The sequence below is a fragment of the Erwinia sp. S38 genome (assembly GCF_016624545.1).
Lineage (GTDB): Bacteria > Pseudomonadota > Gammaproteobacteria > Enterobacterales > Enterobacteriaceae > Erwinia > Erwinia coffeiphila.
In genome coordinates this window covers 1-25,543 of record NZ_JACVTS010000004.1, presented here as the reverse complement: position 1 = coordinate 25,543, position 25,543 = coordinate 1, and the positions used below count along the sequence as shown (strand labels likewise).

General features: G+C 53.6%; 26 protein-coding genes and 3 pseudogenes. 12 read left to right on the top strand and 17 right to left on the bottom strand.

The window, feature by feature from the left end; translation table 11 throughout:
• Positions 1–18 precede the first annotated feature (18 nt).
• Together IBT46_RS06000 and IBT46_RS05995 are read left to right on the top strand one after the other, a co-directional pair.
• The gene (locus tag IBT46_RS06000; RefSeq protein ID WP_200544853.1) at positions 19–888 is read left to right on the top strand and encodes a DMT family transporter; all 870 of its coding nucleotides are present in this window, start codon (positions 19–21) and stop codon (positions 886–888) included.
• A gap of 105 nt (positions 889–993) precedes the next feature.
• The gene (locus tag IBT46_RS05995; protein ID WP_200544852.1) at positions 994–1,659 is read left to right on the top strand and encodes a DUF3313 domain-containing protein; all 666 of its coding nucleotides are present in this window, start codon (positions 994–996) and stop codon (positions 1,657–1,659) included.
• Positions 1,660–1,790: 131 nt separating this feature from the next.
• On the opposite strand, the gene IBT46_RS05990 is transcribed toward IBT46_RS05995, so the two are convergent.
• On the bottom strand, positions 1,791–2,402 hold the full coding sequence (locus IBT46_RS05990) for a TetR/AcrR family transcriptional regulator (protein WP_200544851.1): 612 nt from the start codon (positions 2,400–2,402) through the stop codon (positions 1,791–1,793).
• A 155-nt stretch (positions 2,403–2,557) separates the two neighbouring features.
• Positions 2,558–3,634, bottom strand: coding sequence for an NADPH dehydrogenase NamA (namA, locus tag IBT46_RS05985; RefSeq protein ID WP_200544850.1), 1,077 nt, complete (start codon positions 3,632–3,634; stop codon positions 2,558–2,560).
• Between the two features lie 114 nt (positions 3,635–3,748).
• Between namA and IBT46_RS05980 the strand changes: the two genes are divergently transcribed.
• Together IBT46_RS05980 and IBT46_RS05975 are read left to right on the top strand one after the other, a co-directional pair.
• The gene (locus IBT46_RS05980; RefSeq protein ID WP_200544849.1) at positions 3,749–4,150 is read left to right on the top strand and encodes a helix-turn-helix domain-containing protein; all 402 of its coding nucleotides are present in this window, start codon (positions 3,749–3,751) and stop codon (positions 4,148–4,150) included.
• 40 nt (positions 4,151–4,190) lie between these two features.
• Positions 4,191–4,748 carry a histidine phosphatase family protein gene (locus IBT46_RS05975; protein WP_234479992.1) on the top strand — a complete coding sequence of 186 codons (558 nt, stop codon included), beginning with the start codon at positions 4,191–4,193 and terminating at the stop codon, positions 4,746–4,748.
• A 55-nt stretch (positions 4,749–4,803) separates the two neighbouring features.
• Here the strand turns inward: IBT46_RS05975 and IBT46_RS05970 are convergent, their stop codons facing one another.
• The 8 genes from IBT46_RS05970 to IBT46_RS05935 form a co-directional block, all read right to left on the bottom strand.
• The gene (locus IBT46_RS05970; RefSeq protein ID WP_105591868.1) at positions 4,804–5,280 is read right to left on the bottom strand and encodes a DUF1348 family protein; all 477 of its coding nucleotides are present in this window, start codon (positions 5,278–5,280) and stop codon (positions 4,804–4,806) included.
• Between the two features lie 56 nt (positions 5,281–5,336).
• Complete coding sequence (locus IBT46_RS05965) at positions 5,337–5,906, bottom strand: TetR/AcrR family transcriptional regulator (protein WP_200544848.1); 570 nt, start codon at positions 5,904–5,906, stop codon at positions 5,337–5,339.
• 332 nt (positions 5,907–6,238) lie between these two features.
• Positions 6,239–6,631: a VOC family protein gene (locus IBT46_RS05960; RefSeq protein WP_200544847.1), complete on the bottom strand. Its 393-nt coding sequence runs from the start codon at positions 6,629–6,631 to the stop codon at positions 6,239–6,241.
• A 129-nt stretch (positions 6,632–6,760) separates the two neighbouring features.
• Positions 6,761–6,925: a hypothetical protein gene (locus IBT46_RS05955; protein ID WP_200544846.1), complete on the bottom strand. Its 165-nt coding sequence runs from the start codon at positions 6,923–6,925 to the stop codon at positions 6,761–6,763.
• Between the two features lie 22 nt (positions 6,926–6,947).
• Positions 6,948–7,835: an SDR family oxidoreductase gene (locus IBT46_RS05950; RefSeq protein ID WP_200544845.1), complete on the bottom strand. Its 888-nt coding sequence runs from the start codon at positions 7,833–7,835 to the stop codon at positions 6,948–6,950.
• Positions 7,836–8,183: 348 nt separating this feature from the next.
• Complete coding sequence (locus tag IBT46_RS05945; RefSeq protein WP_200544844.1) at positions 8,184–8,423, bottom strand: biofilm development regulator YmgB/AriR family protein; 240 nt, start codon at positions 8,421–8,423, stop codon at positions 8,184–8,186.
• Between the two features lie 641 nt (positions 8,424–9,064).
• Positions 9,065–9,322: a hypothetical protein gene (locus IBT46_RS05940; RefSeq protein ID WP_200544843.1), complete on the bottom strand. Its 258-nt coding sequence runs from the start codon at positions 9,320–9,322 to the stop codon at positions 9,065–9,067.
• 146 nt (positions 9,323–9,468) lie between these two features.
• Positions 9,469–10,773, bottom strand: coding sequence for a PLP-dependent aminotransferase family protein (locus IBT46_RS05935; RefSeq protein WP_200544842.1), 1,305 nt, complete (start codon positions 10,771–10,773; stop codon positions 9,469–9,471).
• A 363-nt stretch (positions 10,774–11,136) separates the two neighbouring features.
• On the opposite strand from IBT46_RS05935, the gene cyoA reads away from it, so the two are divergent.
• The 4 genes and pseudogenes from cyoA (at position 11,137) to cyoD (ending at position 15,011) form a co-directional block, all read left to right on the top strand.
• Positions 11,137–12,063 (top strand): ubiquinol oxidase subunit II, encoded by a 927-nt coding sequence (gene cyoA / locus IBT46_RS05930; RefSeq protein ID WP_200544841.1) that lies wholly within the window; start codon positions 11,137–11,139, stop codon positions 12,061–12,063.
• A gap of 17 nt (positions 12,064–12,080) precedes the next feature.
• Positions 12,081–14,030 (top strand): annotated as a pseudogene (gene cyoB, locus IBT46_RS05925) (cytochrome o ubiquinol oxidase subunit I); the annotation flags it as partial.
• Positions 14,031–14,060: 30 nt separating this feature from the next.
• Positions 14,061–14,675, top strand: a complete 615-nt coding sequence (gene cyoC, locus IBT46_RS27225; protein WP_200559135.1) for a cytochrome o ubiquinol oxidase subunit III — start codon at positions 14,061–14,063, stop codon at positions 14,673–14,675.
• Positions 14,676–15,011 (top strand): cytochrome o ubiquinol oxidase subunit IV, encoded by a 336-nt coding sequence (gene cyoD / locus IBT46_RS05920; protein ID WP_200544839.1) that lies wholly within the window; start codon positions 14,676–14,678, stop codon positions 15,009–15,011. It abuts the gene before it with no gap.
• 38 nt (positions 15,012–15,049) lie between these two features.
• On the opposite strand, the gene IBT46_RS05915 is transcribed toward cyoD, so the two are convergent.
• The 5 genes and pseudogenes from IBT46_RS05915 to IBT46_RS05895 form a co-directional block, all read right to left on the bottom strand.
• Positions 15,050–15,328, bottom strand: coding sequence for a hypothetical protein (locus IBT46_RS05915; protein ID WP_200544838.1), 279 nt, complete (start codon positions 15,326–15,328; stop codon positions 15,050–15,052).
• Between the two features lie 393 nt (positions 15,329–15,721).
• Positions 15,722–17,419 carry an assimilatory sulfite reductase (NADPH) hemoprotein subunit gene (gene cysI / locus IBT46_RS05910; protein WP_200544837.1) on the bottom strand — a complete coding sequence of 566 codons (1,698 nt, stop codon included), beginning with the start codon at positions 17,417–17,419 and terminating at the stop codon, positions 15,722–15,724.
• A gap of 213 nt (positions 17,420–17,632) precedes the next feature.
• Positions 17,633–18,103, bottom strand: a pseudogene (locus tag IBT46_RS05905) (GNAT family N-acetyltransferase).
• Between the two features lie 23 nt (positions 18,104–18,126).
• Positions 18,127–18,213: pseudogene (locus IBT46_RS05900) on the bottom strand (glyoxalase); the annotation flags it as partial.
• A 138-nt stretch (positions 18,214–18,351) separates the two neighbouring features.
• Positions 18,352–18,828: an OsmC family protein gene (locus tag IBT46_RS05895; RefSeq protein ID WP_105591881.1), complete on the bottom strand. Its 477-nt coding sequence runs from the start codon at positions 18,826–18,828 to the stop codon at positions 18,352–18,354.
• Positions 18,829–18,953: 125 nt separating this feature from the next.
• Between IBT46_RS05895 and IBT46_RS05890 the strand changes: the two genes are divergently transcribed.
• The 3 genes from IBT46_RS05890 (at position 18,954) to IBT46_RS05880 (ending at position 22,572) form a co-directional block, all read left to right on the top strand.
• On the top strand, positions 18,954–19,616 hold the full coding sequence (locus IBT46_RS05890) for a GntR family transcriptional regulator (RefSeq protein ID WP_200544836.1): 663 nt from the start codon (positions 18,954–18,956) through the stop codon (positions 19,614–19,616).
• 233 nt (positions 19,617–19,849) lie between these two features.
• A complete protein-coding gene (mdlC, locus tag IBT46_RS05885) occupies positions 19,850–21,445 on the top strand; it encodes a benzoylformate decarboxylase (protein ID WP_200544835.1) in 1,596 nt (531 codons plus the stop codon).
• Positions 21,442–22,572, top strand: a complete 1,131-nt coding sequence (locus IBT46_RS05880; RefSeq protein ID WP_200544834.1) for an alpha-hydroxy-acid oxidizing protein — start codon at positions 21,442–21,444, stop codon at positions 22,570–22,572. The genes mdlC and IBT46_RS05880 overlap by 4 nt, the downstream gene beginning before the upstream one ends.
• Positions 22,573–22,677: 105 nt before the next feature.
• Here IBT46_RS05880 and IBT46_RS27220 read toward each other — a convergent pair whose 3' ends face one another.
• Both IBT46_RS27220 and IBT46_RS05870 read right to left on the bottom strand, forming a co-directional pair.
• A complete protein-coding gene (locus IBT46_RS27220) occupies positions 22,678–23,442 on the bottom strand; it encodes an antibiotic biosynthesis monooxygenase (RefSeq protein WP_234479991.1) in 765 nt (254 codons plus the stop codon).
• 153 nt (positions 23,443–23,595) lie between these two features.
• The gene (locus IBT46_RS05870) at positions 23,596–24,510 is read right to left on the bottom strand and encodes a LysR family transcriptional regulator (RefSeq protein WP_200544833.1); all 915 of its coding nucleotides are present in this window, start codon (positions 24,508–24,510) and stop codon (positions 23,596–23,598) included.
• A 138-nt stretch (positions 24,511–24,648) separates the two neighbouring features.
• On the opposite strand from IBT46_RS05870, the gene IBT46_RS05865 reads away from it, so the two are divergent.
• A complete protein-coding gene (locus IBT46_RS05865; RefSeq protein WP_200544832.1) occupies positions 24,649–25,203 on the top strand; it encodes a VOC family protein in 555 nt (184 codons plus the stop codon).
• Positions 25,204–25,543 lie beyond the last annotated feature (340 nt).

The following is a 25,543-nucleotide window of genomic DNA, read 5'->3' as shown; positions in this document are numbered from 1 at the left end:
TAAGGAACTACGACATCGATGCGTATCTGTAAAACCACCCTGGCCGCGCAGGGCACGACTTCCGGGTTTGTGCTGCTGTGGGGATCGGCGGCGATTTTCACCCGTCTGGGGCTGGATAACGCCTCGCCGCTGGCCCTGCTGATCGTGCGTTTTAGCATTGCCCTTACCGCGCTGCTGATTATCGGCGGCCTGCGCAAAACCGGGCTGCCCGCCAAAGGAACGCGCCTGCGGGTGGCACTGACCGGGCTGATGCTGATTGGCGGCTATTCGGTGTGTTACTTCCGGGCAATGTCAGACGGCGTCACGCCTGGGGCCATCGCCACGATTATGGGCATTCAGCCGATTCTGACGCTGTGCCTGACCGAGCGCCGTTTGCAGGGGCTGCGGCTCTGTGGCCTGCTGATTGCGCTGGGCGGGCTGGTGCTGATGGTCTGGCAGAGCCTGATCGCCTCACGCCTGCCCCTCTCCGGCGTGGCCTGCGCGCTGGCCGCACTCGGCTTTATGACCTGCGGCACCCTCATGCAGAAGAAGAACCGCCAGGCTCCGGCGGAGATCCTGCCGATGCAGTACGGCATCAGCCTGCTGCTGTGCCTGGTCCTGCTGCCGACCGAAGCTTTCCACCTTCGCATTAATGCCGACTTGATCGCCTCGGCGCTGTTCCTTGGCGTGCTGATTTCCGTCGTCGCGCAGCTGCTGTTTTATCGTCTGCTCAGCGCCGGCAGCATCGTGAATGTCACCAGTCTGTTTTATCTGGTGCCGGTGATTACCGCCGTACTGGATTACCTGCTGCTCGGCAACCGGCTGCCGTGGTCAGGCATCGCCGGGATGGCGGCGATTCTGTCAGGGATCGTGCTGGTGTTTCGTGCACCGCACGTGAGGCAAATTTAATCACCCTACGCAACGGTTCCCCCTTGACACTGCGATAATAAAACATCATAACTGTACCGTACAGTTTAGTTATTATGTTTCCAGTTATTTTAAGGAGTGAGCACCATGGCGTTAATCGCACGAAAAATTCCCTCTCTGGCCCTGTTAGCCTCCGTCGCCCTGCTGGCCGGGTGTGCGGGATCTGCACCGAATAAGTATGCAGGGCTGGACTCTTCCTCACGGCTGACGGCCAATCCGTCGGAGGACAGCGACCGCATCCCGTTCAAGTACGCGTCCCCGGTTAACTGGAAGAAATACGACAGCATCAATATTGCGCCCGTGACGATTTATCAGGGCAGTGATGGCCAGTTCAACGACGTTGAACGCTCCGACCGCCAGCAGCTGGCGGACTATATGCAGAAAAAGTTCAGCGAGGTGCTGGGTAAAAAATTCAAGGTTGTCTCATCCCCGGCACCCGGCACGTTGAATTTAAAACTGACGCTGACCGGTGCGGATACCACACCGCAGGTGATCGGCACGTTCACCAAATTCGATCTGGCGGGCGGACCCTACAATATCGTTCAGTCCGTCAGAGGCGGGCGCGGGCTGATGAGCGGCTATGTGAACTACGCGGTGGAGATCCATGATGCGGCAACCAACGAGCTGCTACTGGCCTATATCGCCGAGCAGTATCCTAATGCGATGAACGTGGGCGCGACCTTTGGTGCACTCAGCGCGGCCGAAACCGGCATTGATAAAGGTGCCGATCAGCTGCTGGAAAAATTACAGTGAACGGGATACACCCACGAAAGTGATGCCGTTACCGGTCGGGTTCAGTGACCGCTTCCTTTAAGTCTGCCACCACCAGGGCAATCCTGCAGCGATTCCGGCCGCAGGATTTTTTTAACATCAACATGCCCGGTTTAGCAGGCACCTTTGATAAACAGCGTCACGGCCGCAGATACCATTTCCTGAATTCGCGCTTCGCTGAGGGTTTCCACTTCTCTTTTCAGCAGCAGCTCATCCACTTCGGCTTTGACCAGTGAGGTAAACTGCTTCGCTCGCAGTTCCGGAGAGCTGACAGCCAATGCCCCCTGCGCCATAGACGCCTGCATCAGCACGGTCAGTGCCGCCATGCTTTCCCGTACGCCGGATTCACGGAACAGCTCGCCAATATCCGAATGCCCCGCCTCACCCACCACGACGCGATAAAGCTGCATCGCCTGGCTGTCGGTGGTTAACACGCTGAGCATGCGCCTGCCGAACACGGTGAGCTTTTCTTCCAGGCTAAGGCCCGCAGCCTCTTTCCCCGCTAATCCGCTGGCGGCCTGGGTCAGATAGTGGGTGCTGTAGGTTCTGACCACGCTTTCAAACAGCGCTTCTTTGGACGGGAAATAGTTATACAGCGTCGCCTTAGATCCCCCGGCGCGCTTAGCCACTTCATTCATCGATGCCCGTTCATAGCCAAATTCCTGAAACACCGCCGAGGCGGCGGCAAGAATGGCATTACGTTTTTCATCAGTCAGCGTTCGCATTGTTTCCTCCTAAAACCAGTGTGAATGATAACAAAACCAGTGGGTTCATAATAGGAAGTGCGACGCAAACAGAGAGTGAGATCGGGGAAACATTATTGAGGTTCGTTAGAGAGCCGTGTTCTGCAAAGGTGAACAGGCTCTCTCGAGTATCGAGATTAACGCTCAACCGTGCTGGCTAACTCTGCCGCCGGCAGGCGCGGCTGTGAACGCTGCCAGCCGGAGCCGTAGCGAGTGTACTGGGGCGGAACCGGCATCACCGCGTTGAGATCGTCAGCGGCTGTTCGCGCCCAGAATGGATCTTTCAGCATTTCACGCCCCACCAGCACCATATCGGCACGGCCGTTCTGCAAAATTTCTTCCGCCTGGCGGCCGGTTTCAATCAGGCCAACCGCACCGGTTTTGATATCCAGTTCGCGGCGCAGCAGTTCGGCGGCCGGAACCTGATAGTTCGGATAGGTGTTCACCTGCACCATCGCGATGCCGCCGCTGGAGCAGTCGATCAGATCGACCCCCTGCTCTTTCATCCACTTGCCCCACAGCAAAAAATCTTCCGGGCGGTTGCCGCCTTCGGCATAGTCCGTCGATGAGATCCGCAAGAACAGCGGGCCGTTCCACTCGCGGCGCACGGCATCGATCGCCTCGCTCACGATGCGGTAGCGGTTTTCCTGGCTGCCACCGTATTCGTCAGTCCGCGTGTTCGCCAGCGGCGAGAGGAACTGGTTCAGCAGATAGCCGTGAGCGCAGTGGATTTCAATCACGTCGAAACCGGCCTCGCGGGCGCGGCGGGCACCCTCACCGAACGCGGCGATAACCTCCTTAATCTGTTCCACGCTCATCGCCTGCGGCACGCGGGATTCTGCGGTAAACGGAATGGCCGATGGCGCAATGGACGGCAGGTCGATCCCCAGCTGGCGACCGGCATGGCCAATCTGCGCCCCCGCTTTCGCACCAAAGCGTTGAATGGCCGACGTCACCCGGGACAGCCCTTTAATGTGACGATCGTCCCAGATGCCGATATCTCCGGGTCCAATGGGACCATTCGGCAGCACTGCTGCCGTTTCCAGCATCACCAGACCCGCGCCGCCTAACGCCCGTGCGCCGTAGTGGATCACGTGAAAATCGTTGGTTTCCCCATCGTCAGAGGCCGAGTGCATACACATCGGCGACATGGCGATGCGGTTACGAAACTCCACGCCGTTAATGGTGATGGGTTGAAAAAGTAAAGCTGACATAGCAACTCCAAAAAAGCGATTGACCTTCAGAGCGCTGAAAGTACCATAAGGTTAATTTTCGTTTATACCCTAACAATATTCATATACTTACCAAAAGGTAACTGTAGGATTGTGATGAAAAAATTACGGAACTACGATTCTGCACCGGGCTGTTCGATGGAAGCCGCACTGCATATCATGGGCGGAAAATGGAAGGGGGTGATCCTCTATCACCTGTTCAGGGACGGCACGCAGCGGTTCAGCGAACTGCAGCGGTCCATGCCCAGCATTAACCAGCGCCTGCTGACCAAACAGCTGCGCGAGCTGGAAGAGGATGGACTGATCCTGCGGCAGGTGTATCCTGTTGTGCCGCCGAAAGTCGAGTATTCACTCAGCGATGAAGGCCGGGGGCTGAACAAGCTGGTGCTGGAGCTGAGCCTGTGGGGCAGGCAGTGGCTGGAACGGCGCGGGATGAAAACGGCGATTGAGGAAGATCTGGACGAACTTAAAAAGGCGCTGGCCGATCCGGTGAAATGATGCGGCAGCGGTAAAAACGAATCACCAGCTAGGGATACCGATGAATATTATTCTGATGCGCCACGGCAAACCGACATTTAGCGGCGCGGCAAAAGTCACGTCCCAGGAGATGCCCGACTGGGTTAAGCAGTACGATATTTCAGATACGGGCGGCGACATACCGCCGCAATCAGCCATCGCGTTGATAGAAAAAGAACCGGTTGCCATCAGCAGTCCGCTGCCCCGCGCGATCTCCTCGCTTCAGACCCTGGGCTGCGAGCCGGTGCTGGTCGATGAAGTATTCAAAGAGGCAGAACTGCCGCTGTACCTCGTTCCCGGCGTTCGGCTTTCCCCCTTTCACTGGGCGGTAGTTTATCGCCTGCTGTGGCTTTGCGGACTTTCTCGTCAGGCTGAATCGCTGAAAATGGCGAAAGCGCGCGCGGCCAGGGCCGCAGTGATGCTGGTCGAACTGGCCCGGGAAAGCCAGCGCCCCGTACTGCTGATGGGGCACGGGATTATCAACCGCCTCATCGCCCGCGAGCTGAAGTCGTTGGGCTGGCAGGAGGAAAGCCAGCCGGGGAAAGGCTATTGGGGTGCGGGGGTGTATTCGTTTCGGTAAGAAAAGCCCCGGCGAGGACAGTCGCCGTGGGCTTTATGCGGAATAACATACGGACTTACAGTCCCAGGTCTGACAGGCTCGGATGATCGTCCGGGCGGCGGCCCAGCGGCCAGAAGTATTTGCGCTCGCTCTCTTTGATCGGCATGTCGTTGATACAGGCGAAGCGACGTTTCATCAGGCCATCAGCCTCAAACTCCCAGTTTTCGTTGCCGTAAGAGCGGAACCAGTTACCGGAATCATCGTGCCATTCGTAAGCGTAGCGGACCGCAATACGGTTGCCGCCAAACGCCCACAGCTCTTTAATCAGACGGTATTCATGTTCTTTCTTCCACTTACGGTCAAGGAAGCCCTGTGCCTCTTCACGGTTATTGGCGAACTCGGCACGGTTGCGCCATTGAGTATCCAGCGAGTAAGCCAGCGCCACTTTTGCCGCATCGCGGGTGTTCCAGCCATCTTCAGCCAGTCGGACTTTCTCAATGGCCGTTTCCAGGGTGAAAGGCGGAAGCGGTGGGCGAACTTGTGAATCTGTCATGGTGAATCTCCTGTAGATTTTGGTTTAATGTCATCAATCTTTTCGAAATACAGGCCTCAGGAAGAGACCTGCTCCAGTAAAAGCTTCGCCACATCCCTGGCGTTGTCGGCTGCACTCGCGTCACCCATTACATATGCCGTGGTGATCGCCCCCTCCATCAGAATCAGCAGCTGCCTGGCCAGAACCGCCGGGTGTTCTACGTTCAACTGCCCGGCCACTTCAAGGGCGTAATCCAGCAGCTTCTGTTTATGCATCCTGGCTATCTGGCGGACAGGATCATCAGGGTCCCCTACTTCTCCGGCCGTGTTGATAAACGCACAGCCGCGGAAACCGTCGGACTCAAACCAGCTTTTCAGCACGGTGAACATATTCAGAATGCGATCCTGCGGCGTTTCGCCCTTATCAGATTCGGTCCTGAACCAGTGCATCCACCGCTCGTCGCGCTCGTTTAACGCCGCTGCGGCCACGTCCTCCTTGTTCGCAAAATGGCGGTAAATACTTTTCCTCGCGACTCCTGAGGTCTTAACCAGAAGGTCCATGCCTGTTGCATGGATACCGTTCTGATAGATGAGCTGCTCAGCGGTCTGCAGGATCTTTTCTCGGGTATTGCTCGTTTTTGTTTTCATGCCCTAAAGGTAGAACGATCGTTCTACCTCGTCAACGTGTTTTTATAAAAAAGATCCTGGGATGAAGTGGCGCGATAAAAAATCGAAAACAGGACTCTGATTTTTAAGATAAAAATGAATACATCAGTTTCGAGTCTGAAGCAGAAGGATTGAGGATGCAGGCGTGTTCAGGGCAGATTAAGCGGCAGTAGCCAAACGGGTAAAGAGACGGGCTCAACGGTGGAGATGGCGGATCTGACACCTGATAAGGTGACCACAAGCGCGATCACCCTTAACGAAAAGACTGTAAAACCAATACGCTGTTGTGGCCCGAGGGGAATGGGGTCAATCACTTACCTAGAATAATGAAACTCGATTCTTATACCACTCGGCTCGTAGCACATCATGTGCATTGACGGCCCGCCTCTGAGAAGCGTTGGCTCGAATTCGATTTCAATACCCTTCGCCTTCAACAGATCATGCAGCTGGTACAGTTTCTCTTTGCTGTTAACCCGCAGGGCTAAGTGATGGAGTCCAATATTCAGTTTACGATCAAAATTAACCGGTTCTTCAGTCTGCGTTTTCCAGAGCGTAATCATAATCGACCCATCTTTCACGAAGATGGCGGGATAATCTTCACGTCGTTTAACTTCCTCCCAGCCCAGTAATTTGGTGAAAAACTCAGCACTTTCTTCCAGTCTGGATACGGCCAGGCCAATGTGATGCACGCCGGTGGTCAATGACATGATCTTTGCTCTCCTTCAGTAATGGATCTGGTCGACGATGGATATGAACGGAACCGTTCTCACTTTAACTCAGTCATCATGCCCTGAGGGGGAAAACGTTTTGCGCTTCACATCGTATATTTAAACTCTTTAGCCCTGGCCAAACCGCGCCACGCAAAAATCCAGAAAGCCGCGCAGCGCGGGCGTCATTCTTCGATCAAGGGCGTAGAGAATATGAACAATGCTGCGCAAATCACTTTTACCGCCGATAGCCATGGCGCGCACCATAATCAGACTCGCGTCGAACGCTGCCATCCGGCAGCGCCTGAATCCACCTTTACAACGTGCCGGTCCCGCCATCCGAGCACCACACCTGGCCGGATGTGTAGCTGCTTTCTACCGATGCCATGGTGACGTAGAGCGGGGCGATCTCCGCCGGCTGGCCGGGTCTGCCAAGCGGTGCCGAAGCGCCAAACTCTTTCACTTTCTCCTGCGGCTGGCCGCCGCTGGACTGTAGTACGGTCCAGTAGGGTCCAGGTGCCACAGCATTGACGCGAATCCCCTCTTTACCCAGCTGTTTTGCCAGCGATTTGGTAAAGGCGACGATACTCGCTTTGGTTTGTGCATAATCCAGCAGAATTTCACTGGGCTTATAGGCCTGAACCGAGCTGGTATTAATAATCGACGCGCCACGAGGAAGATATTCCAGCGCGGCTTTAGTTATCCAGAACATGGCATAGACATTGGTTTTAAATGTCGCGTCAAAATCTTCCGTACTTAACGTTCGAATCGATTCGTTATATTGCTGACGGCCTGCGTTGTTGACCAGAATATCCAGTCCGCCCAGTTTTTCAGCGGCCTCTTTTACCAGCTTCTGACAAAATTCCTCACTGCGGATATCACCAGGCAGCGCAACGGCTTTCCGCCCTTCCGCCTCGATGAGTCGGATGACCTCCGCCGCGTCCGGCTCCTCTTCCGGCAGATAACCGATTGCCACATCGGCACCTTCGCGGGCGTAGGCAATCGCCACCGCACGGCCAATACCGGAGTCGCCACCGGTAATTAGCGCTTTGCGCCCGGCAAGGCGACCACTGCCTTTATAGCTTTTTTCGCCGTGATCCGGCACCGGGATCATTTTACTGGCCAGCCCCGGCATCGGCTGAGGCTGTTCGACGAAGGGAGGTACAGGGTAGTCAACAGGATTAAGGTTCTTGTGAGTAGGCATGTATTCTCCTTCATTTTTTCAGTGAGGTTTAAGCCTGGCACAGATATTCACTTTCACAATAAAACTCTCACTCAGAATGTTAATCGTTAAATTCACACCCTCTTAAAAATAGCAAGCAATCCTCTTTAACCTGTCATACCTTTATAAATTTCAGAGCCTTGTAAAATCGGCATATTTATATCTGAAAGTGTCGCATAACAGAACTCATCACGACATATTTAATTAACATTTAGTCTGTGAATGAATTTAATAAAATAAGAATCAAGATAATAGGAATTAAGCAAGGCGGTGATAATCAGAAAGGGAAACATCCTGTTTCAGCAGGAAATAAAGGGCAGGCCGCCGTCATTAACGGCCAAAAAGTTTGCCAAGAAGATCTCGCAGATGCATCAGCTCAGTTTCATCCGTTGTGGCGTCAAGTCGAACGATTAGCTTAAGACAGACGGAAGTACAGCTAAGATTTTTCCCCTGGCGAAGTATTTCTACGGTAATTTTTCCCAATAGCTCAATTTGATACGGGTGAGTCACCCGGCAAAAATAACTGCTTATCCCACCGGGTTTTTCCGGAAGCAAGCCATCTTGATGCATAGGAAGTCCTGGCTGAAAAAAAAGTGGGCAATATCGCAAAATAACTGATGCCCGTGTTCAAGTACAGTAGAGATTGAAATTGGGAGGAAAGTAGCCAAAAAAGACATTATCCTCCACCTTAGTGCGGAGCTGGATAACAGTTCCGATCCTGAAGGCTAACCGTGCTGAGGAACAGACTGAAGATTATTGTTGGCAGCACGCCGCACGATGAAGGTTTTTGATGTCGTGTGACCTGAGAAATGGGTCTCGCAAGGTGTGCTGAAGTGAAGGTTGGGGAGACCCAAACTCAGTTGTAGTGAACATTAAGGATTTGAGGAGTTAAATATTAAATCCTGAGGATATCAGTGCATCAGACGGGCCAGAAATTTTATCGCTTCCCGACAGGCATTAACAAAATCTGGTTCTTCAGCATTTTGCGCCATCCTGTGGAGTTCATTAATTATTTCATGAACGGTCAGCTGCTGGTCCGGCTTAAGAAGCCGTGTTACAACCGTCCCTATAGCAACATAGATATCTTCAGTGGTAGTGTCATCTATCACAAAACCTCTCTAAACAGGTGGACGAGTTATTATTATAGCACAATCCAGCTTATTGTGCTGACAGCGCGCGGCCAGCAGGAGTTATCGACTGCGGGAACGGCGTCAATGCATCTGTTGACGTGAAGGTACATCAGCGGACGAACTCTCTTTTTCCCCGGTACTGTTCAGCCTTTCCGACCGGATTTCTTTTATTGCACGCACTGCCGCATTGACGCGTTCTTCATCCAGTTCGTTGCCAACGATCGCATGAAGTTTAGCCAGTAGCGAATGCCACGTGATGGGGTCATTGTCGTTGAGCAATTCAGTGACCGCTTCACCAATAATATGCTCTGTCATTTTTTCATCTGAATGATTATTCATCGGTCAATTCCTGTAACGTGTTTAAAACGAAGCTTAACATAAACTCAAAATAAAGATGCCAGAGCAATCCCCCGCACCGTGCTGAACCTGTGGATCAGGAGGCTAAACGAAAAGGTGAAGCCTCCATTTCCCTTTGTTATCTGTTTTTAAACATATCCCCCGCCCGTCAGCGGCTGGCTGGCGTTCTTCAGCACGTTATTCAGCCGCTGCAATGCGTTAGTAAGCTGGGAGAGATCACGCGCGCCGCCGAGGGAAATTCGGATACCCGACAGCACGCCGCCAACGGGAGAGAAAACGTACGATGGCGTAATCCCCAGCCCAACTTTTGCCGCCGAATGCACTAGCGAATGGGGATCAAATCCCGCTTCACCCTCCAGCCAGACGTGTAGCCCGAACGGGCTGGAGACGATTTTTCCGGGCAGAATGCTGTTCGCCAGCGCCACGCGCTGAGCGTTTTCCTGCCGCAGTTCCTGCAGCAGATCCATCGCCGCCCCGGTATTAATCCAGTCTGCCGTCACCGCCAGCATCAGCGGGTTAGCAATCAGCACGTTGGCACGGATAACGCCCGCCAGCGGCTCCCAGGATGTGGATTCGGGGCAAATCACCCAGGCCACCCGCACGCCCGGAGTCAGGCACTTCGACAGCGTGGAGACATACCAGGTATTGTGCGGTGCCAGCGAGGCAATCGGCGCGGGCGGCTCATCGGGCAGCAGGCCGTAAGGGTCATCCTCGATCAGCGTCAGATTATGGGCTATCAGCGCTTCCGCCAGAACTTTACGTCGCCCGGCGGAAATTGTCAGCGCCGTCGGATTGTGGATCGTCGGATTCAAATACACCACCTTCGCACCGTAGGTTTTACAGGCGTGGACCAGACCGTCGGGGTCCATCCCCTGCTCATCCGCTGCTACGGTGACAATCTGCAGATTATGCTGGCGGGCGGCGGAGATAAAGCCCGGATAGGTCAGTTCATCCGTCACCACCACATCACCCGGTTTGGTCAGCAGAGCAAGCAGCGCGCTGATGGCCGTCTGCGCACCCGGGCAGGCGACCACCCGCTGGCTGTCGAACTCGCCGAGCAGCGGTTTCAGCCACTTCACTGCCGCGCTGCGCTCCACCAGGGAACCGGCACCCACGTGATAGGTCATCAGTGATCCCGCATCAATCGAGGACTGCAAACGCTCTAAGGAGCGGCTTATCAGCGGCAGTATTTTTGCCGATCCCGGCGGGGTGTTCATGCTCAGGTCGATATGCGACAGCGTATCCGGTTGGTAGGAGATAAACGATCCCCGGCCGCTCGCCGCCTGCGTCAGGTTTCTCTCCCGCAGCTCATTGTAGGCGCGGGTGACCGTGGTCAAATCCACCTTCAGCATCTCTGCCAGTTCACGCTGGGTTGGCATCCGGTCACCGGGCAACAGCTCTCCGGCGTCGATCGCGGCGGTGACCATATTCACGATCTGCTTATATCTTGCCCCATTGCCCGGCTTTATTGGATAGATCCAATGCGTTTTTATCAATGTTGTCTTCTTTTTTTCGGCAAATGACATAGATCACCCTTTAAAATACCCATACAAAAGAGTATAAAAAGCGCCTGTTGTTGCAAATAAAATGCATTTAATCGCTATCTTGTATGGATTTTGTTGACATATAAACACAAAACCAAAAAGAGGATAACAAATTGATAACAGGGTCGACTAAGAATGGTGTGGAACAGATAAACGTAAAAGCGCTATCTGAGCACCGCGTATTGCCAGAAGGATACAACATTTCGCCTGCGGAACTCTGCATTAATGCGAAGAAATTATAGGGTATTCAGGATGTTAAAAAACACAATAAAATCCATTAAGGCAATGATTGTTCTGGCAATTATTCCCTTAATGACCGGCTGTAGCTGGACGCTGTTTAACTCCAAAGGACAGGTAGGTAAGGAACAGGGAAACCTGATTATCACCGCGATTCTGCTGATGCTGATCGTGGTTATTCCGGCAATTCTGATGACCTTTGCCTTTGCATGGCGCTATCGCGCAGGGAACAAAAAGGCGAAATACACTCCGGAATGGGCGCATTCCACCAAAGTTGAAGTGGTTGTCTGGGGCATACCGCTGATTATTATCATCGCGCTGGCGATCATTGTATGGATAAGCACCCACCGCCTCGATCCCTACAGGCCGCTGGAATCCGCCAAACCGCCACTGACCGTTGAAGTGGTCGCCACCGACTGGAAGTGGGTGTTTATCTACCCGGAAGAGAACATTGCCACGGTCAACGAGCTTTATATTCCGGTCGACCGTCCGGTTTCCTTCCAGATCACCTCTGACTCAACGATGAATACCTTCTTCATTCCGCAGCTGGGCGGCCAGATTTATGCCATGGCCGGAATGCGTACCCAGCTGAACCTTATCGCCGATGAAACCGGGCAGTTTGACGGCATCTCCGGCAATTTCAGCGGCCCGGGATTCTCGGACATGAAGTTCATCACCCACTCGACCTCCGACGGCGATTTCCAGCGATGGGTCAGCGGGATTAAAGCGCAGAACCATCCGCTGAGCTTCAGTGGCTTTAAAACGCTGGCCCTGCCTTCCGAAAAACATCCGGTTGAACACTTCTCAAGCGTTGAGCCGGAGCTGTTCCAGCGGATTATCGATCAGTACATGGATTCCGGCATGGACCGGCACGCAGATGACGCGCACGCCGGGATGAATATGGGTTCAGCCGAAATGCCTGTGAACCACGCAGGCGAATAAGAACGATGGAGCAAGCGATGTTTGGCAAATTAACACTTGATGCAATCCCCTATCACGAACCCATCGTCATGGTGACGGTGGCCGCCATTATTCTGGGCGGCCTGGCGGTGGTGGCCGGGATGACCTGGTTTAAAAAATGGACCGTGCTGTGGAACGACTGGCTGACCACCGTTGACCATAAACGCATCGGCATTATGTATATTTTCGTGGCGCTGATTATGCTGATCCGTGGTTTTGCGGATGCGATTATGATGCGTACTCAGCTGGCGGTGGCCGGTGGCGGCAGCGAAGGTTTCCTGCCGCCGCATCACTACGATCAGATCTTCACCGCTCACGGGGTGATTATGATCTTCTTCGTCGCCACGCCGTTTATTACCGGGCTGATGAACATCATCATGCCGCTGCAGATTGGCGCGCGCGATGTGTCGTTCCCCTGGCTTAACGCGCTCAGCTTCTGGCTGTTTGTCGGCGGGGTGATTCTGGTCAACCTGTCACTCGGCGTCGGCGAATTCGCCCAGACCGGTTGGGTGGCCTATCCGCCGCTATCGGGGATCAAGTTCAGCCCCGGGGTGGGGGTCGATTACTATATCTGGAGCCTGCAACTCTCGGGGCTGGGTACGCTGCTGACCGGGGTGAATCTGTTTGTCACCATCCTGAAAATGCGTGCGCCGGGCATGAAGCTGATGACCATGCCGGTATTCACCTGGACCACCCTGGTGACCTGCGCGATTATCGTTGCCGCGTTCCCGATCCTGACGGCGGCGCTGGCGATGCTGACGCTGGACCGCTATCTGGATATGCATTTCTTCACCAATGAACTGGGTGGGAATGCGATGATGTACGTGAACCTGATCTGGGCCTGGGGCCATCCGGAAGTGTACATTCTGGTGCTGCCCGCCTTTGGCGTGTTCTCTGAAGTCACGCCTACTTTTGCGCGCAAAAAACTGTTCGGCTACACCTCCATGGTCAGCGCCACGGTGGCGATCGGCATTCTGTCGTTTATCGTCTGGCTGCACCATTTCTTCACCATGGGCTCCGGTGCCAGCGTTAACGCCTTCTTCGGCATTATGACCATGATTATCGCCATCCCGACCGGGGTGAAGATCTTCACCTGGCTGTTTACTATGTATCGCGGCAATCTGGTCTTTACCACGCCGATGCTGTGGGTGCTGGGTTCACTGGTCACCTTTACCGTCGGCGGCATGACCGGCGTGCTGTTAGCCATCCCCGGCGCGGACTTCCTGCTGCACAACAGTCTGTTCCTCGTGGCTCACTTCCATAACGTCATTATTGGCGGCGCGCTGTTCGGCTACTTCGCAGGCTTCGGCTTCTGGTTCCCGAAAGTCTTCGGCATTCAGCTGAATGAAAAACTGGGTCGCTACTCGTTCTGGTGCTGGATTATCGGCTTCTATCTGGCCTTTATCCCGATGTATATCCTCGGCTTTATGGGGATGACCCGCCGCCTTAACCACTATACCAACCCGGACTGGGGTCCGTATCTGAAGATCGCCGAAGTCGGTGCCTTCTTCATTCTGTTCGGCATCCTCTTCTTCCTTGCGCAAATCTACGTCAGCGTCCGCGATCACTATAAACAGCGTCAGCAGCCCTGCGCGGAAGATCCGTGGGATGGCCGCACGCTGGAGTGGGCCACCGCCTCGCCACCGGCGTTCTATAACTTTGCCGTCGTTCCGCATGTCGACAGCCTCGACTACTGGCACGAAGCGAAGAAAAAAGGACTGCCGCCAAAACCGGCTAAATACGATGCATTCCAGATGCCGCGCAATTCCGCTTCACCGTTTGTGGTGTCGATGATCGGCACGCTGCTGGGCTTCGCGCTGATCTGGCATATCTGGTGGCTGGCGATCTTCTGCGTATTTGGCATGACCGCCGGCGTCTTTATGCGCGTCTACGACCAGGACATTGAGTACACCGTCACGGCGGAAGAGATTGAAAAGATCGAAAACCAGCCTTCATTCAGTTACGGAAAAGGCTTAACTATGAGTAGTCACACACTCACTCCGGCTCTGCATCATCAGGCAGAGCATGATCACGAGCATCACGATCACGGCACCAAGCTCGGGCTGTGGATTTATCTGATGTCCGACTGCATTCTGTTCGGCAGCTTTTTCGCCACCTACGCGGTGTTAAGCGATGCGTTTGCCGGTGGGCCAACGCCGAAGGATATCTTTGAGATCCCCTACGTGCTCACCGAAACCTTTATGCTGCTGCTGTCGAGCATCACCTGTGGCTTCGTGATGCTCGCGCTGCGCCAGGGGAAAAAGAATCAGGTGCTGTTCTGGCTGGCCGTGACCTTTCTGTTCGGCCTCGCCTTTGTCGGGATGGAGATCAACGAGTTCCACCATCTGATTGAGAACAATGCCGGTCCCGATCGCAGCGCCTGGCTGTCGGCGTTCTTTACTCTGGTGGCCACCCACGGCCTGCACGTCAGCATTGGCCTGATTTGGATGGGTATTATGATCCATCAGATTATGACCCGGGGGCTGGGGGGTAAAACCACCCTGCGGCTGGAGTGTCTGAGCCTGTTCTGGCACTTCCTCGACCTGGTCTGGATCTGCGTGTTCACCGTTGTTTATCTGCTGGGGGTCTATTAAATGAGCAAGGCGGTTTTACATTCCGACGGCCACGATAGCGGCAGCTATAAAAGCTATATCACCGGCTTTGTGCTCTGCGTAGTGCTCACACTGATCCCTTTTATGCTGGTGATGTATCCGGTTGGCCCGCGCTGGGTCACCCTCACCCTTTTTGTGGTCACGGCGGTGGCGCAGTTGCTGGTTCAGCTGGTTTATTTCCTGCATTTAAATCGTAAGACCGAGGACGGCTGGAATCTGGCAAGTTTTGTTTTCACCCTGCTGATTCTGTTAATCATTATCGGGCTGTCAATCTGGATCATCTGGAGCATGCATTACCACATGATGATTAACCGATAATAAAAATGGCCTGTTGTTTCTATTCAACAGGCCATTTCTCAGGGTTCATTTTTAAATTTCGCCGCGTGCTGTTTAATCAGTTCGGTGCAGGATTCGTTATCGAAGTAATCTCTTATTTTATCTTTGCCTTCTCGCTCTGTCTGATTGCAGGCATCAATCTGCTTTAACGAATTTTCCTTTGCGGATGATTTATCCTGCATAGTCATGCAGAGGATCATCACGCCATATACCGCTGCGATAAAAACGCAGGCTGCCAGCATCAGCATTAAACATCCACCTTTACCGCGTTCTTTTTTATTCATTCTTTTTAATTCCATAACTGACCCCGGTTCATTTAACCTGCATTGAAATAACAAAAAAAGCCCGACCCCAAAACGGGGCGGGCGTATGAACAGGAGGATCACACACTTAAACAACAACACCTCCCTTGTCGAAATAAATATTACACCCCACATCAGACCAGGTAAAGTTAAACATATAAATAAAACTGTTATGGTTTTGATTTCACTGACTGTTATTGCTAATAACCACCTCTGTTTATAATAATGATTACCACTACAATTATGACGTTCATTATGCTTTATATGGAAAATTGAAAATCAATCTTCATAGTTTCTTTTTTATACCTTAGTAAAAAAAATAAAACTGCGGCAATAAAAACCGATTGCATAAAATCTTGAGTGCTGTAACCGATGTATGATGTTCTTTCCTTAGCTGACGGCATGAAAATCTCTGGCGGAATCCATCACCGGGGCAACGATTTGGCTGCGGATAACAAAGTCACCGAAACCTTCATTCCCCTCCCGCCCTTCAGACCAGCGGGCGATCAGCTCATCCATCATCTCTGTCAGTTCAGCGCTGCTGAAATTGTCGCGATAAAGCCGCGGGATGCGCGTGCCCTGCCGGTTGCCGCCAATATACAGGCTGTAGCGATCGGGTGCTCTGCCCACCAGCCCCATTTCCGCCAGCATGGCGCGGCCGCAGCCGTTCGGGCAGCCGGTGATGCGGAACACAATCGATTCGTCGCTAAGCCCATGGCGATCCAGTGACTGTTCGAGGCTTTTCACAAAATCTGGCAGTACGCGCTCGGCCTCGGCCATCGCCAGCGGACAGGTGGGGAACGACACGCAGGCCATAGAATTCTTTTCCAGGCTGGTGACCGTATCGTCGATCAGGCCGTGCTGGCGGGCAATGGCATCAATCTGCTGCTTATTCTCCTCACTGACGCCCGCCACGATGAGGTTCTGATTCGCCGTCAGGCGGAAGTCACCCTGATGAATTTTCGCGATTTCCGCAACGCCGCTTTTAAACGGATAGCCGGGTTTATCAATCAGCCGCCCGCTGGGAATAAACAGCGTTAAATGCCACTGCCCGTCCACGCCCTCTACCCAGCCGATGCGATCCCCGCGCCCGGTAAGCTGATAGGGTTTGACCGGCAGGAAGCAGACCCCCGCTCGCTTTTCCACCTCGGTTTTAAACACTTCAACGCCCACACGTTCCAGGGTGTATTTGGTTTTGGCATTGCGCCGGTTGCTGCGGTTGCCCCAGTCACGCTGCACCGCAACCACCGTTTCGGCAATTTGCAGTGTCTCTGCCAGCGGGATAAAACCAAATTCCGACGCCAGGCGTGGCCAGGTGGAAACATCGCCCTGGGTCATCGCCAGACCGCCACCGACCAGCACATTGAAGCCGGTCAGCTTGCCATTCTCACCGATGGCAATAAAGTTCAGATCGTTGGCGTGAAGGTCAACATCATTCTGCGGCGGGATAACCACCGCGGTTTTAAATTTTCGCGGCAGATAGGTGGTGCCGAGAATAGGTTCCTGTTCTTCATTCAGCGATACTTTTTCTTTATCCAGCCAGACTTCGGCATAGGCATTGGTGCGGGGTAACAGATGTTCGGAAATCTTTTTCGCCCATTCGTAAGCTTCAATATGTAAATCCGACTCAACCGGATTGGCCGTGCATAACACATTGCGGTTGACGTCACCGGCGGTGGCCCTGGAATCCAGCCCCAGCCGGTGAAGTAGCTGATGAACCGGTTTAATATTATGTTTTAATACGCCGTGAAACTGTACCGTCTGCCGGTTGGTAATACGAATGCTGCCATATAACGTATTATCGCGCGCAAACTCATCGATACCCAGCCACTGCTGCGGGGTAATTATTCCACCCGGCAGTCTTATCCTGAGCATCACGGTATGCAGCGGCTCAAGCTTTTGCGCAATACGATCCTGGCGGATATCGCGATCGTCCTGTTGGTACATCCCGTGAAAACGAATCAGCTGAAAGTTATCGCCGCTAAAGCCACCGGTAATATTATCACCCAGATCGCTGGTAATAGTGCCGCGAAGTAATGCGCTATCGCCTTTTAACCGTTCGTTATCAGAAAGTTTTTCATCGCTCATAATAGACTTGCCACTCTTTATCATAATGAGCAGAAAGTTAATCACTGAATACTGACTGTAACAATGCACAGAAACAATTTAGCGAGCTATAACAGTTTACCCTGATTTATCAACCGCTTTTATTTATTACATCTATCAATTAAACAAATAATAAGCCAGCCGTGAAAGGGTGACTTATTATTATATCAATTTGAAATATCAATGTGGGAAAGGTTATAGATCAATCCGCATATCACTACAGCGAAGCGACGCACCGGCAAGCTCAGAAGGATACAGATCCTCAGAGATAAAGATAAATCCGTGCTTTTCATAGAAAGACCGGGCATTCGGCGTGGCAGAAAGCGTCAGCGAACTGTAGCCGCGCTGCCGTGCTTCCTGTTTGATAGCCTCCAGGATACTCCCAGCCAGCCCCCTGCCGGTAAAGGACGGCAGGGTGAAAATAGCTTAAACGCTGCCGGACGACAGGTCGAGAAATCCGGTAGCAACCGGTTGATTATCCGCGTCTGTTGCCACGAAGAAGGGATGATGGGTAATCGCCCGACGATATCCCTCCGGCATCGCTTCCGGTGTCCAGGCATGGATAACCTCCGCGTCGTAACATTCCCGGCATCCGTGGCGTATCTCCTGATTGCGGACATCCCAGCACACTTCAGCTTCAGACGGTAATGCCTTTCTGATATTCACTCAGTTTGCTTTCCTGCAGTTGATTACGCGTCGCGTAGCCAGGGTGTAAAGGTCACGCCCGTCAGCAGGCCCTCCGGGCTGAGCAGGCGCGTCACCGTCTGGCCCCATGGCGTCATGGTGCTTCCCTTTTCATGTTATCGACATCAGTACATTCTGATGTCGATAACTTAGCAAGATTACGTGAACGAGTAGAACAATATTCCCAGAGCCGACAGTCAACGGTACGCCGACGATTGCATAAAAATCGATTATCCCTCTGATGAAGTTGAAATGACAGGCAGGCACTCGATGGGGAAATTAAGAGAGTTAGCGATAAAACACTGTTGGTGAGCCTGATGATGAAGGTCTGTCGCCAGCTGGATGTCATCACCTTCGCGAATCACAATTTCAGGGCGTAATGTGATGCGGGTAAAATGCCCGCGATCGCCATCAATCATCGAGCCTTCTGCACGATCCAGATAGGCGCACACGCTGATCCCCGCTTCTGCGCAAAGATGCAAATACCACAGCTTATGGCAGGCCGATGCCGATGCAAGCAGCAGGTCTTCCGGATTCCAGCGCGATTTGTCACCGAGAAAAGCCGGGTCGGACGAACCGCTTATCTCAGCTTTATTTAATGCTGAAATCGTAAAGTCACGGCTGTACGCTTTATAGGATTCCGTACCCTGCCCTTTGTTACCCACCCATTCAATATTTACACGATAGTGATGCTCGCGCTGCGCCATGATGCGTTCTCCTGTCTGGAATTTCCCATTGTTTATTGTCCCAGAGACAGTGGACTGCTTACCCCGCTCTGGTAAAGAACATCATAATGGTATACCATTAAACCAAAAATCAACAGGGGATGTTTATGACACTTAAAACGCAATCCACGGCAAGTCTTCTGGCCGATCGGTTAAGGGCGATGATTAATAACGGTACGCTGCCCACAGGCACCCGGCTGGTGGAACGCGACCTCGCCAGCCAGTTTTCGGTCAGCCGCGTTCCGATGCGGGAAGCCATCCGGCTGCTGGAACAGGAAGGACTCGTGGATCTCTATCTTAATCGCGGGGCGGTAGTCAGAACGCTTTCAGCCGATGATATTCGCCATATTTACCACCTGCGAGCGCTACTGGAAGGCGATGCAATTCTCTACAGCGTACCTGATTTAGATGCCGAATCCCTGGCGCGAGCCGAGCTTGTCCACCACCTTTTGGGTGGGGCAAACGATACTGAAAAGCAAGGGGCGCTGAATCTGGAGTTCCATAACATTCTCTATGCTGCCTGCGGTAATCCACGCCAGCTGCTGCTGATTGCTGAACTGCGCAACCAGATAGAGCGCTATGAACACCTGCAGCGGAAGCTGCTTGCCGATACACCGATGTTTCAAGATGAACACGCCGCTATTCTTGACGCCTGCCGGGACGGCGATGCGGAGAAAGCGCGTGAAATGACCATTGAGCATATCCTGTCAGCCGGGAAAATCGTTCTGGATGCCGTAGCTCACTCTGCTGAGCGTAAATCATCATCTTGAAAGAAGAGTCTGAACGGGTTCTTTGAAAACGGTTGAAGCAGGCTCATGCGATAGCGCCGCCTCCCCACAAAGCAAAACCAAATATTAACAAAGTGTTTCATTTACAGGCATTTGTCGCGTTTTCACAAAAAGGCCGATGGCCTCCTAGTATACGCTGGATCCGCACTCAACGCAGGGTTAAAGACTGACGTTGAGGATCATGACGGATCACCATCGTTAAGGGAGACGCTACGATGAAGACTGTACGTAATGTGACTTACGAATTACTGCGCCGCAACGGCATCAATAAAGTGTTCGGCAATCCGGGTTCCAACGAGCTGCCCTTCCTGAAAAATTTCCCCAAAGATTTTGAATACGTACTGGCCCTGCACGAAGGCGTTGCCCTGGGCATGGCAGATGGCTTTGCCCAGGCATCCGGTAAACCCGCGCTGGTTAACCTCCATTCTGCGGCAGGTACCGGGAACGCGATGGGGGCACTGGCCAACGCCTGTAACGGTCATTCACCGCTGATTATTACCGCCGGTCAGCAAAACCGCGCCATGGTCGCGCTGGAACCGCTGCTGACCAATACCGATGCGACAACGCTACCAAAACCGCTGGTCAAATGGAGCCGCGAACCGGCATCCGCACAGGAAGTACCTCATGCCTTCAGCCGCGCTATCCATACCGCCACCGCTGAGGCACCCGGACCGGTGTATCTTTCCATCCCGTATGACGACTGGGATAAGCGCGCCGATGAATCATCCGCCAGCCTGCTGAGCCGACGGGTCAAAAATGCACGGTCTTTAAGCAGTGACGAACTGGCGGAGCTGGTTCAACGGATCAATACGGCAACAAATCCGGTGCTGGTGCTGGGAGCCGATGTCGACGCCGCGCGGGCGAACAATCACGCTGTTAAACTGGCAGAAAAGCTCAAGTGCCCGGTTTGGGCCGCCCCCTCTTCGCCGCGCTGCGCGTTTCCAACGCGCCATGCCTGTTTCAGAGGAATGTTGCCCGCCGGAATTGCCTCCATCGGCCGTTTGCTGTCCGGTCACGATTTAATTCTCGTTATCGGCGCGCCGGTGTTCCGTTATCATCAGTTTGAGGCAGGACCTTTTCTGCCTGAGGGATCTGAACTGATCCTGATCTCCTGCGACCAGCAGGAAGCCGCTCGCGCGCCGGTGGGCGATGCCTGGATTGGCGATATCCATCCCATTCTAAGCCAGCTTGCCGGTCACGTTGCCGACCGCGCTAAAGCCATGCCCGATGCACTGCCTGAGCCGTTACCTGTCGCGGCCTCCCGTCCGCTCAAGGCAGAGTCCGTCTTCGATATCTTAAACAGTGTCGCCCCGGCAAATTCCATCTTCGTCAATGAATCGACCTCAACCATTCCGGCGCTCTGGCAGCGTATCAATATCGCCACTCAGGGCAGCTACTACCTCGCAGCGGCCGGCGGGCTGGGATTTGCCATGCCTGCCGGTGTGGGTATTCAGCTGGCAAACCCCGATCGACAGGTGTTTGTGGTGGTGGGTGATGGTTCGGCGAACTACAGCATTCAGGCGCTATGGACCGCCGCGCACTATGCCATCCCGGTGATCTTTATCGTGATGAAAAATGGCACTTACGGCGCGTTGAGATGGTTCGCCGACGTGCTGAATGCCACCGATATTCCCGGTCTGAACCTGCCGGATATCCATTTTTCACAGCTGGCAGAAGGTTACGGTGTCCAGGCCTTCCGGGCCAATACGCCGGAACAAATCAGCGATGCCGTCAGCAGGGCTCGCGCCTCGAGTAAACCGGCATTAATTGAGGTGGAAACGTGCTGGGCAGAACAGGGAGAGAAGCAATGAAGGGCAAGCTGGTCAACGTTGAAGATTACCGGCGGCTGGCAGCCAAAACGCTGCCGCGAATCATTTTTGATTTCCTTGAAGGGGGTGCCGAGGATGAGAAAGGTCTGGTGCACAATCGCGACGTGTTTGACCAGTGGCGCTTTACGCCCCACCGACTGGTGGATGTCAGCGAACGTAATATTTCCACGCACCTGTTCGGGAAAAACTGGAGTGCGCCTTTTGCTATTGCGCCCACGGGATTTAACGGCGCTCTCTGGCCTGGTGGCGATATAAAGCTGGCTAAGGCCGCCGCAAGCGCCAATATTCCGTTTATTCTTTCAACCGCCTCCAATGCGTCGATTGAAGACGTCGCCCGCTGCGCCGAGGGTGAAAAATGGTTCCAGCTCTATGTTGTTCAACAGCAACTGGCGGAGCAGCTGGTGATGCGCGCGCTGAACGCGGGCTATACCACGCTGATTGTCACGGTGGATGTTGGCGTTAACGGTAACCGCGAGCGCGACAGGCGCAATCAGTTCAGCCTGCCGCTGAAGATTACGCCTTCGCTGCTGATGTCAGGCTGCCTTCACCCTGCATGGTCAATGCGTTTCGTGCAAAACGGCATGCCGCAGTTGGCGAATTTTGTCAGCGCCGAAAGCGGTAGCCTGGAAGCGCAGGCAGCGGTGATGAGCCGCCAGATGGACGCCGGTTTTAACCCGAACAGCCTGAAACGCATTCGCGACATGTGGCCACACAAGCTGCTGGTCAAAGGCATTATCCGGCCAGAAGATGCTGAGCTGTGCGTGGCCTGCGGTGCCGACGGGGTGATCCTGTCTAACCACGGTGGACGCCAGCTGGACGGCAATCTTTCCCCACTAGAAACGCTGGCCGAAGTAGCCGCGCGCATCAACAGCCCGGTACTGGCAGACAGTGGATTCCGACGGGGTTCGGATATCGTTAAAGCACTGTGTCTGGGGGCAGATATGGTGTTACTCGGCAGGGCAACCCTTTACGGGCTGGCAGCGCGGGGGCTGCGGGGCGTTGATGAGGTTATTGCACTGCTGAAGAGTGAAGTGGGCTGTACCCTGGCACAGATTGGCTGCCCTGCCGTAGACGATTTGTCAGCGGCATATCTTCAGCGAATGTCCTGAACAGATGACCAGGGATGATGCAATCATATTGCCGGACAGCCAGCCGGGAGCTTTCCCGGCCGGCCGTTTATCATCTTCACCGGTCTGTTAGAGTTCGATTTCGGTTCAGTCCGTCACTTTTCCGCGCGGATCGTCAATATGTTGTTTTGCCACATCATAACGAACGCCTTCACGATGCAGGATACGGACTTCTTTCACCACGGTAGATAACGCCTGTAAAAAGGTTGCGGAATGTTCATGACGTTCATAAGCGTCAATATCCGCCCAACCTTCAGAAAGATGGAAGGCATCGGGATTGACCAGGTCCTGTGAGAAAGCATAGAACACACAGCCGGGAAGCTGCTGCGCGGCCTGCATTTCCGGTTTTACCGCGTCGATAAACGTCTGGCGGTCTTCAGGATGCACGCGGTAATAAGCGCTGACAACGATCGCCGTTGGCTGGGTTTTATCGTGATCGCCAGCGGTGGAAATACGTCCGTCAGTAAAGGCCCGCTGCGCGGCCAGCGTATCCATTGACTCTCTCAGCAGAGTAATCTGCCCCTTTTCTGCCACCAGACGCCCGGCATAGGTTTGTTTATAGATCTGACCGGTAGCGGGAACCTCAGCTTCAACGCTGTATTCGGCAAACGCCTGAGCAGGCGTATCGATCAGGAACCGGATGTTGCGAAAGCGGAAATCCGGCACCTTTTTCAACAACCCGGCGATAAAGGCCTGAATCTGTTCGCGGCCCTGCACGCGGTGCGGTAAACCCAGCGTCTGCAGGTAAGGAAGCTCAAGCACGCCATCTTCGGCAAACAGTGCGGCGGCAGCCTGCGGATTCTGAATAACATCGAGGTAGTTTTGCAGTAACTGAATAGCGGTTTTCATCATGTTGCTCCTGAAGTATTAAATGAATGCCCCGTTTTCGGTGGCGTGGGGTAACAATAAAAAACTTCAGAAGCGCTGAAAATAGCAATGAATGAAAGCTATCGTTTCAAAATTGAAAGCACAGGCACCTTCGCGGTCAATCAAATACCTCGCCTGTCAGGGCCAGCGCCAGACGGGATCGGCGAGGTGGCGCGTAAAAAAGTCCGACAGTACCCTGACTTTAAGCGGACGACTGCGCGCGGTGGGGGTCACAAAATACAATCCGCCCTGAGTCATCGACCATTCATCCAGCAAATGGACAAGCCGCCCGTCGCGCAGATACTCTGCCGCAATGAACTCCGGCAGTTCTGCAATACCTAACCCTTCCAGCAATGGCGGTAGCAGCGCGTCCGAGTTCGTTACCCGCAACGGTCCATTCGGCACAATATCCTCCTGCGAACCTGAGCTGTGGCTGAAACGCCAGACCTGGCTGCGCGCGCGGTAGGCGTAACTGAAACACTGCCTGCTGCTCAGTTCGCGTGGATGCAGAGGAGTGCCGTGCTGCGCCAGATAGGCCGGTGAGGCAACCAGATACTGAGTCACCGGGCACAGGCGACGGGCCACCAGTGAGGAATCCGGCAGCGCGGCAATACGCAGTGCGGCGTCAAAACCTTCGGCAATTAAATCCACTGAGGCATCGGACAAATGCAGATCGACATTCAGTTCGGGGAACTGACGGATAAGTTCAGGCATCAGCGGAGCCACCCAGCGCAGTCCAAATGACATCGGGATCGCTAACCGGACCTGTCCGCGCGGCTGAACCGAGAGTTCGTGGGCTTCACTCTCCACTTCCTCCGCCTGGCGATAAATATCCGCCGCTTTCGCCGCCATACCCTGGCCAAACTCCGTCAGCGCCAGCTGGCGGGACGTGCGGTTGAACAGCCTGCCGCCCAGCCGCTCTTCAAGACGCGCGACCGCACGGGAAACGGTGGGAACGGAAACGCCCATAACTCTGGCCGCCGCTGCGAAGGAACCCTCCTCAGCCACTTTGGCAAACATCGCCAGCCCTTCAAAATCGGGAAGTTTACTCATTTCATTTTTGCAATGATGGGTTTCAAATCATTCTATTTTGAAAATGTCGGCGCGTCGATATGCTTCTTTCATCGCGACAGACCGTCGCAGAACTTCCCGCCCGATGAGGCGATTAGACAAACAAACGGGAGCAAACCGATGAAAAAATTTAGCGTTAACTCAACCGCCTTCGCCTCGGCACTGCTACTGGGTGCGGCATCGCTTTCCGCAACGGCATTCGGTGCTGAGCCGCAGCCGGTCGTCCATATTAGCGGTATCGATCATGCCGGGATCAACGTCCCCGATATCAATGCTGCCGTGGCGTTTTTCTCGAAAACCTTCGGTGGCAAACTCGAATCTGATATCACGCCGGGCACTATTCCTGACGCGTGGAAAACAGCGTTTAACTGGCGTTCTTCCAGTGACTTAAAACGCTTTGTGATGGTCAGACTGCCGGACGGCACCGGCATTGAGCTGTTTCAATACAGCGGTGCAGAGATCAATCATGCTCAGCCACACGAGGATGACGCTGCGGCAACGCATATCGCCCTGCGCACCCAGGATATTCAAGCGAGTTATGAAGCTCTAAAAAAAGCCGGGCTGAAGACGCTTAATGAACCCGTCACCAATGCCGATGGTACTCAGTGGTTTTACTTCCTGACGCCGTGGGGATCGCAGATTGAGCTGGTGGCTAAGGCGGGTAAAACAGCATAACGGTTTGCTTATTTCGGGGTTTCCAAGCGGAAATAATAACGTGAACAGGTTAAAGGTGATAATAACACCCCTACGTTAATTGAATTATCAACCATGAAAACGCCGAATTAAATTAATGACCATCTCAAATAAACAGGATGCATAACAAGTCTAACTACAAAACCGAAAGCGATACCAATCCAATAAATGAATACCAAAAAATAATTACAGGGAGTTTGCGATACCGTACGCAATTTCACGCATAGAGAGTAGAAACAAATTTAATAACTCATGCGCTAAAGTATAATCCCGCCCGGTGCTTGAGGCTTTTTATCTCAGGTAACTGGCAGTAACAGGTTGT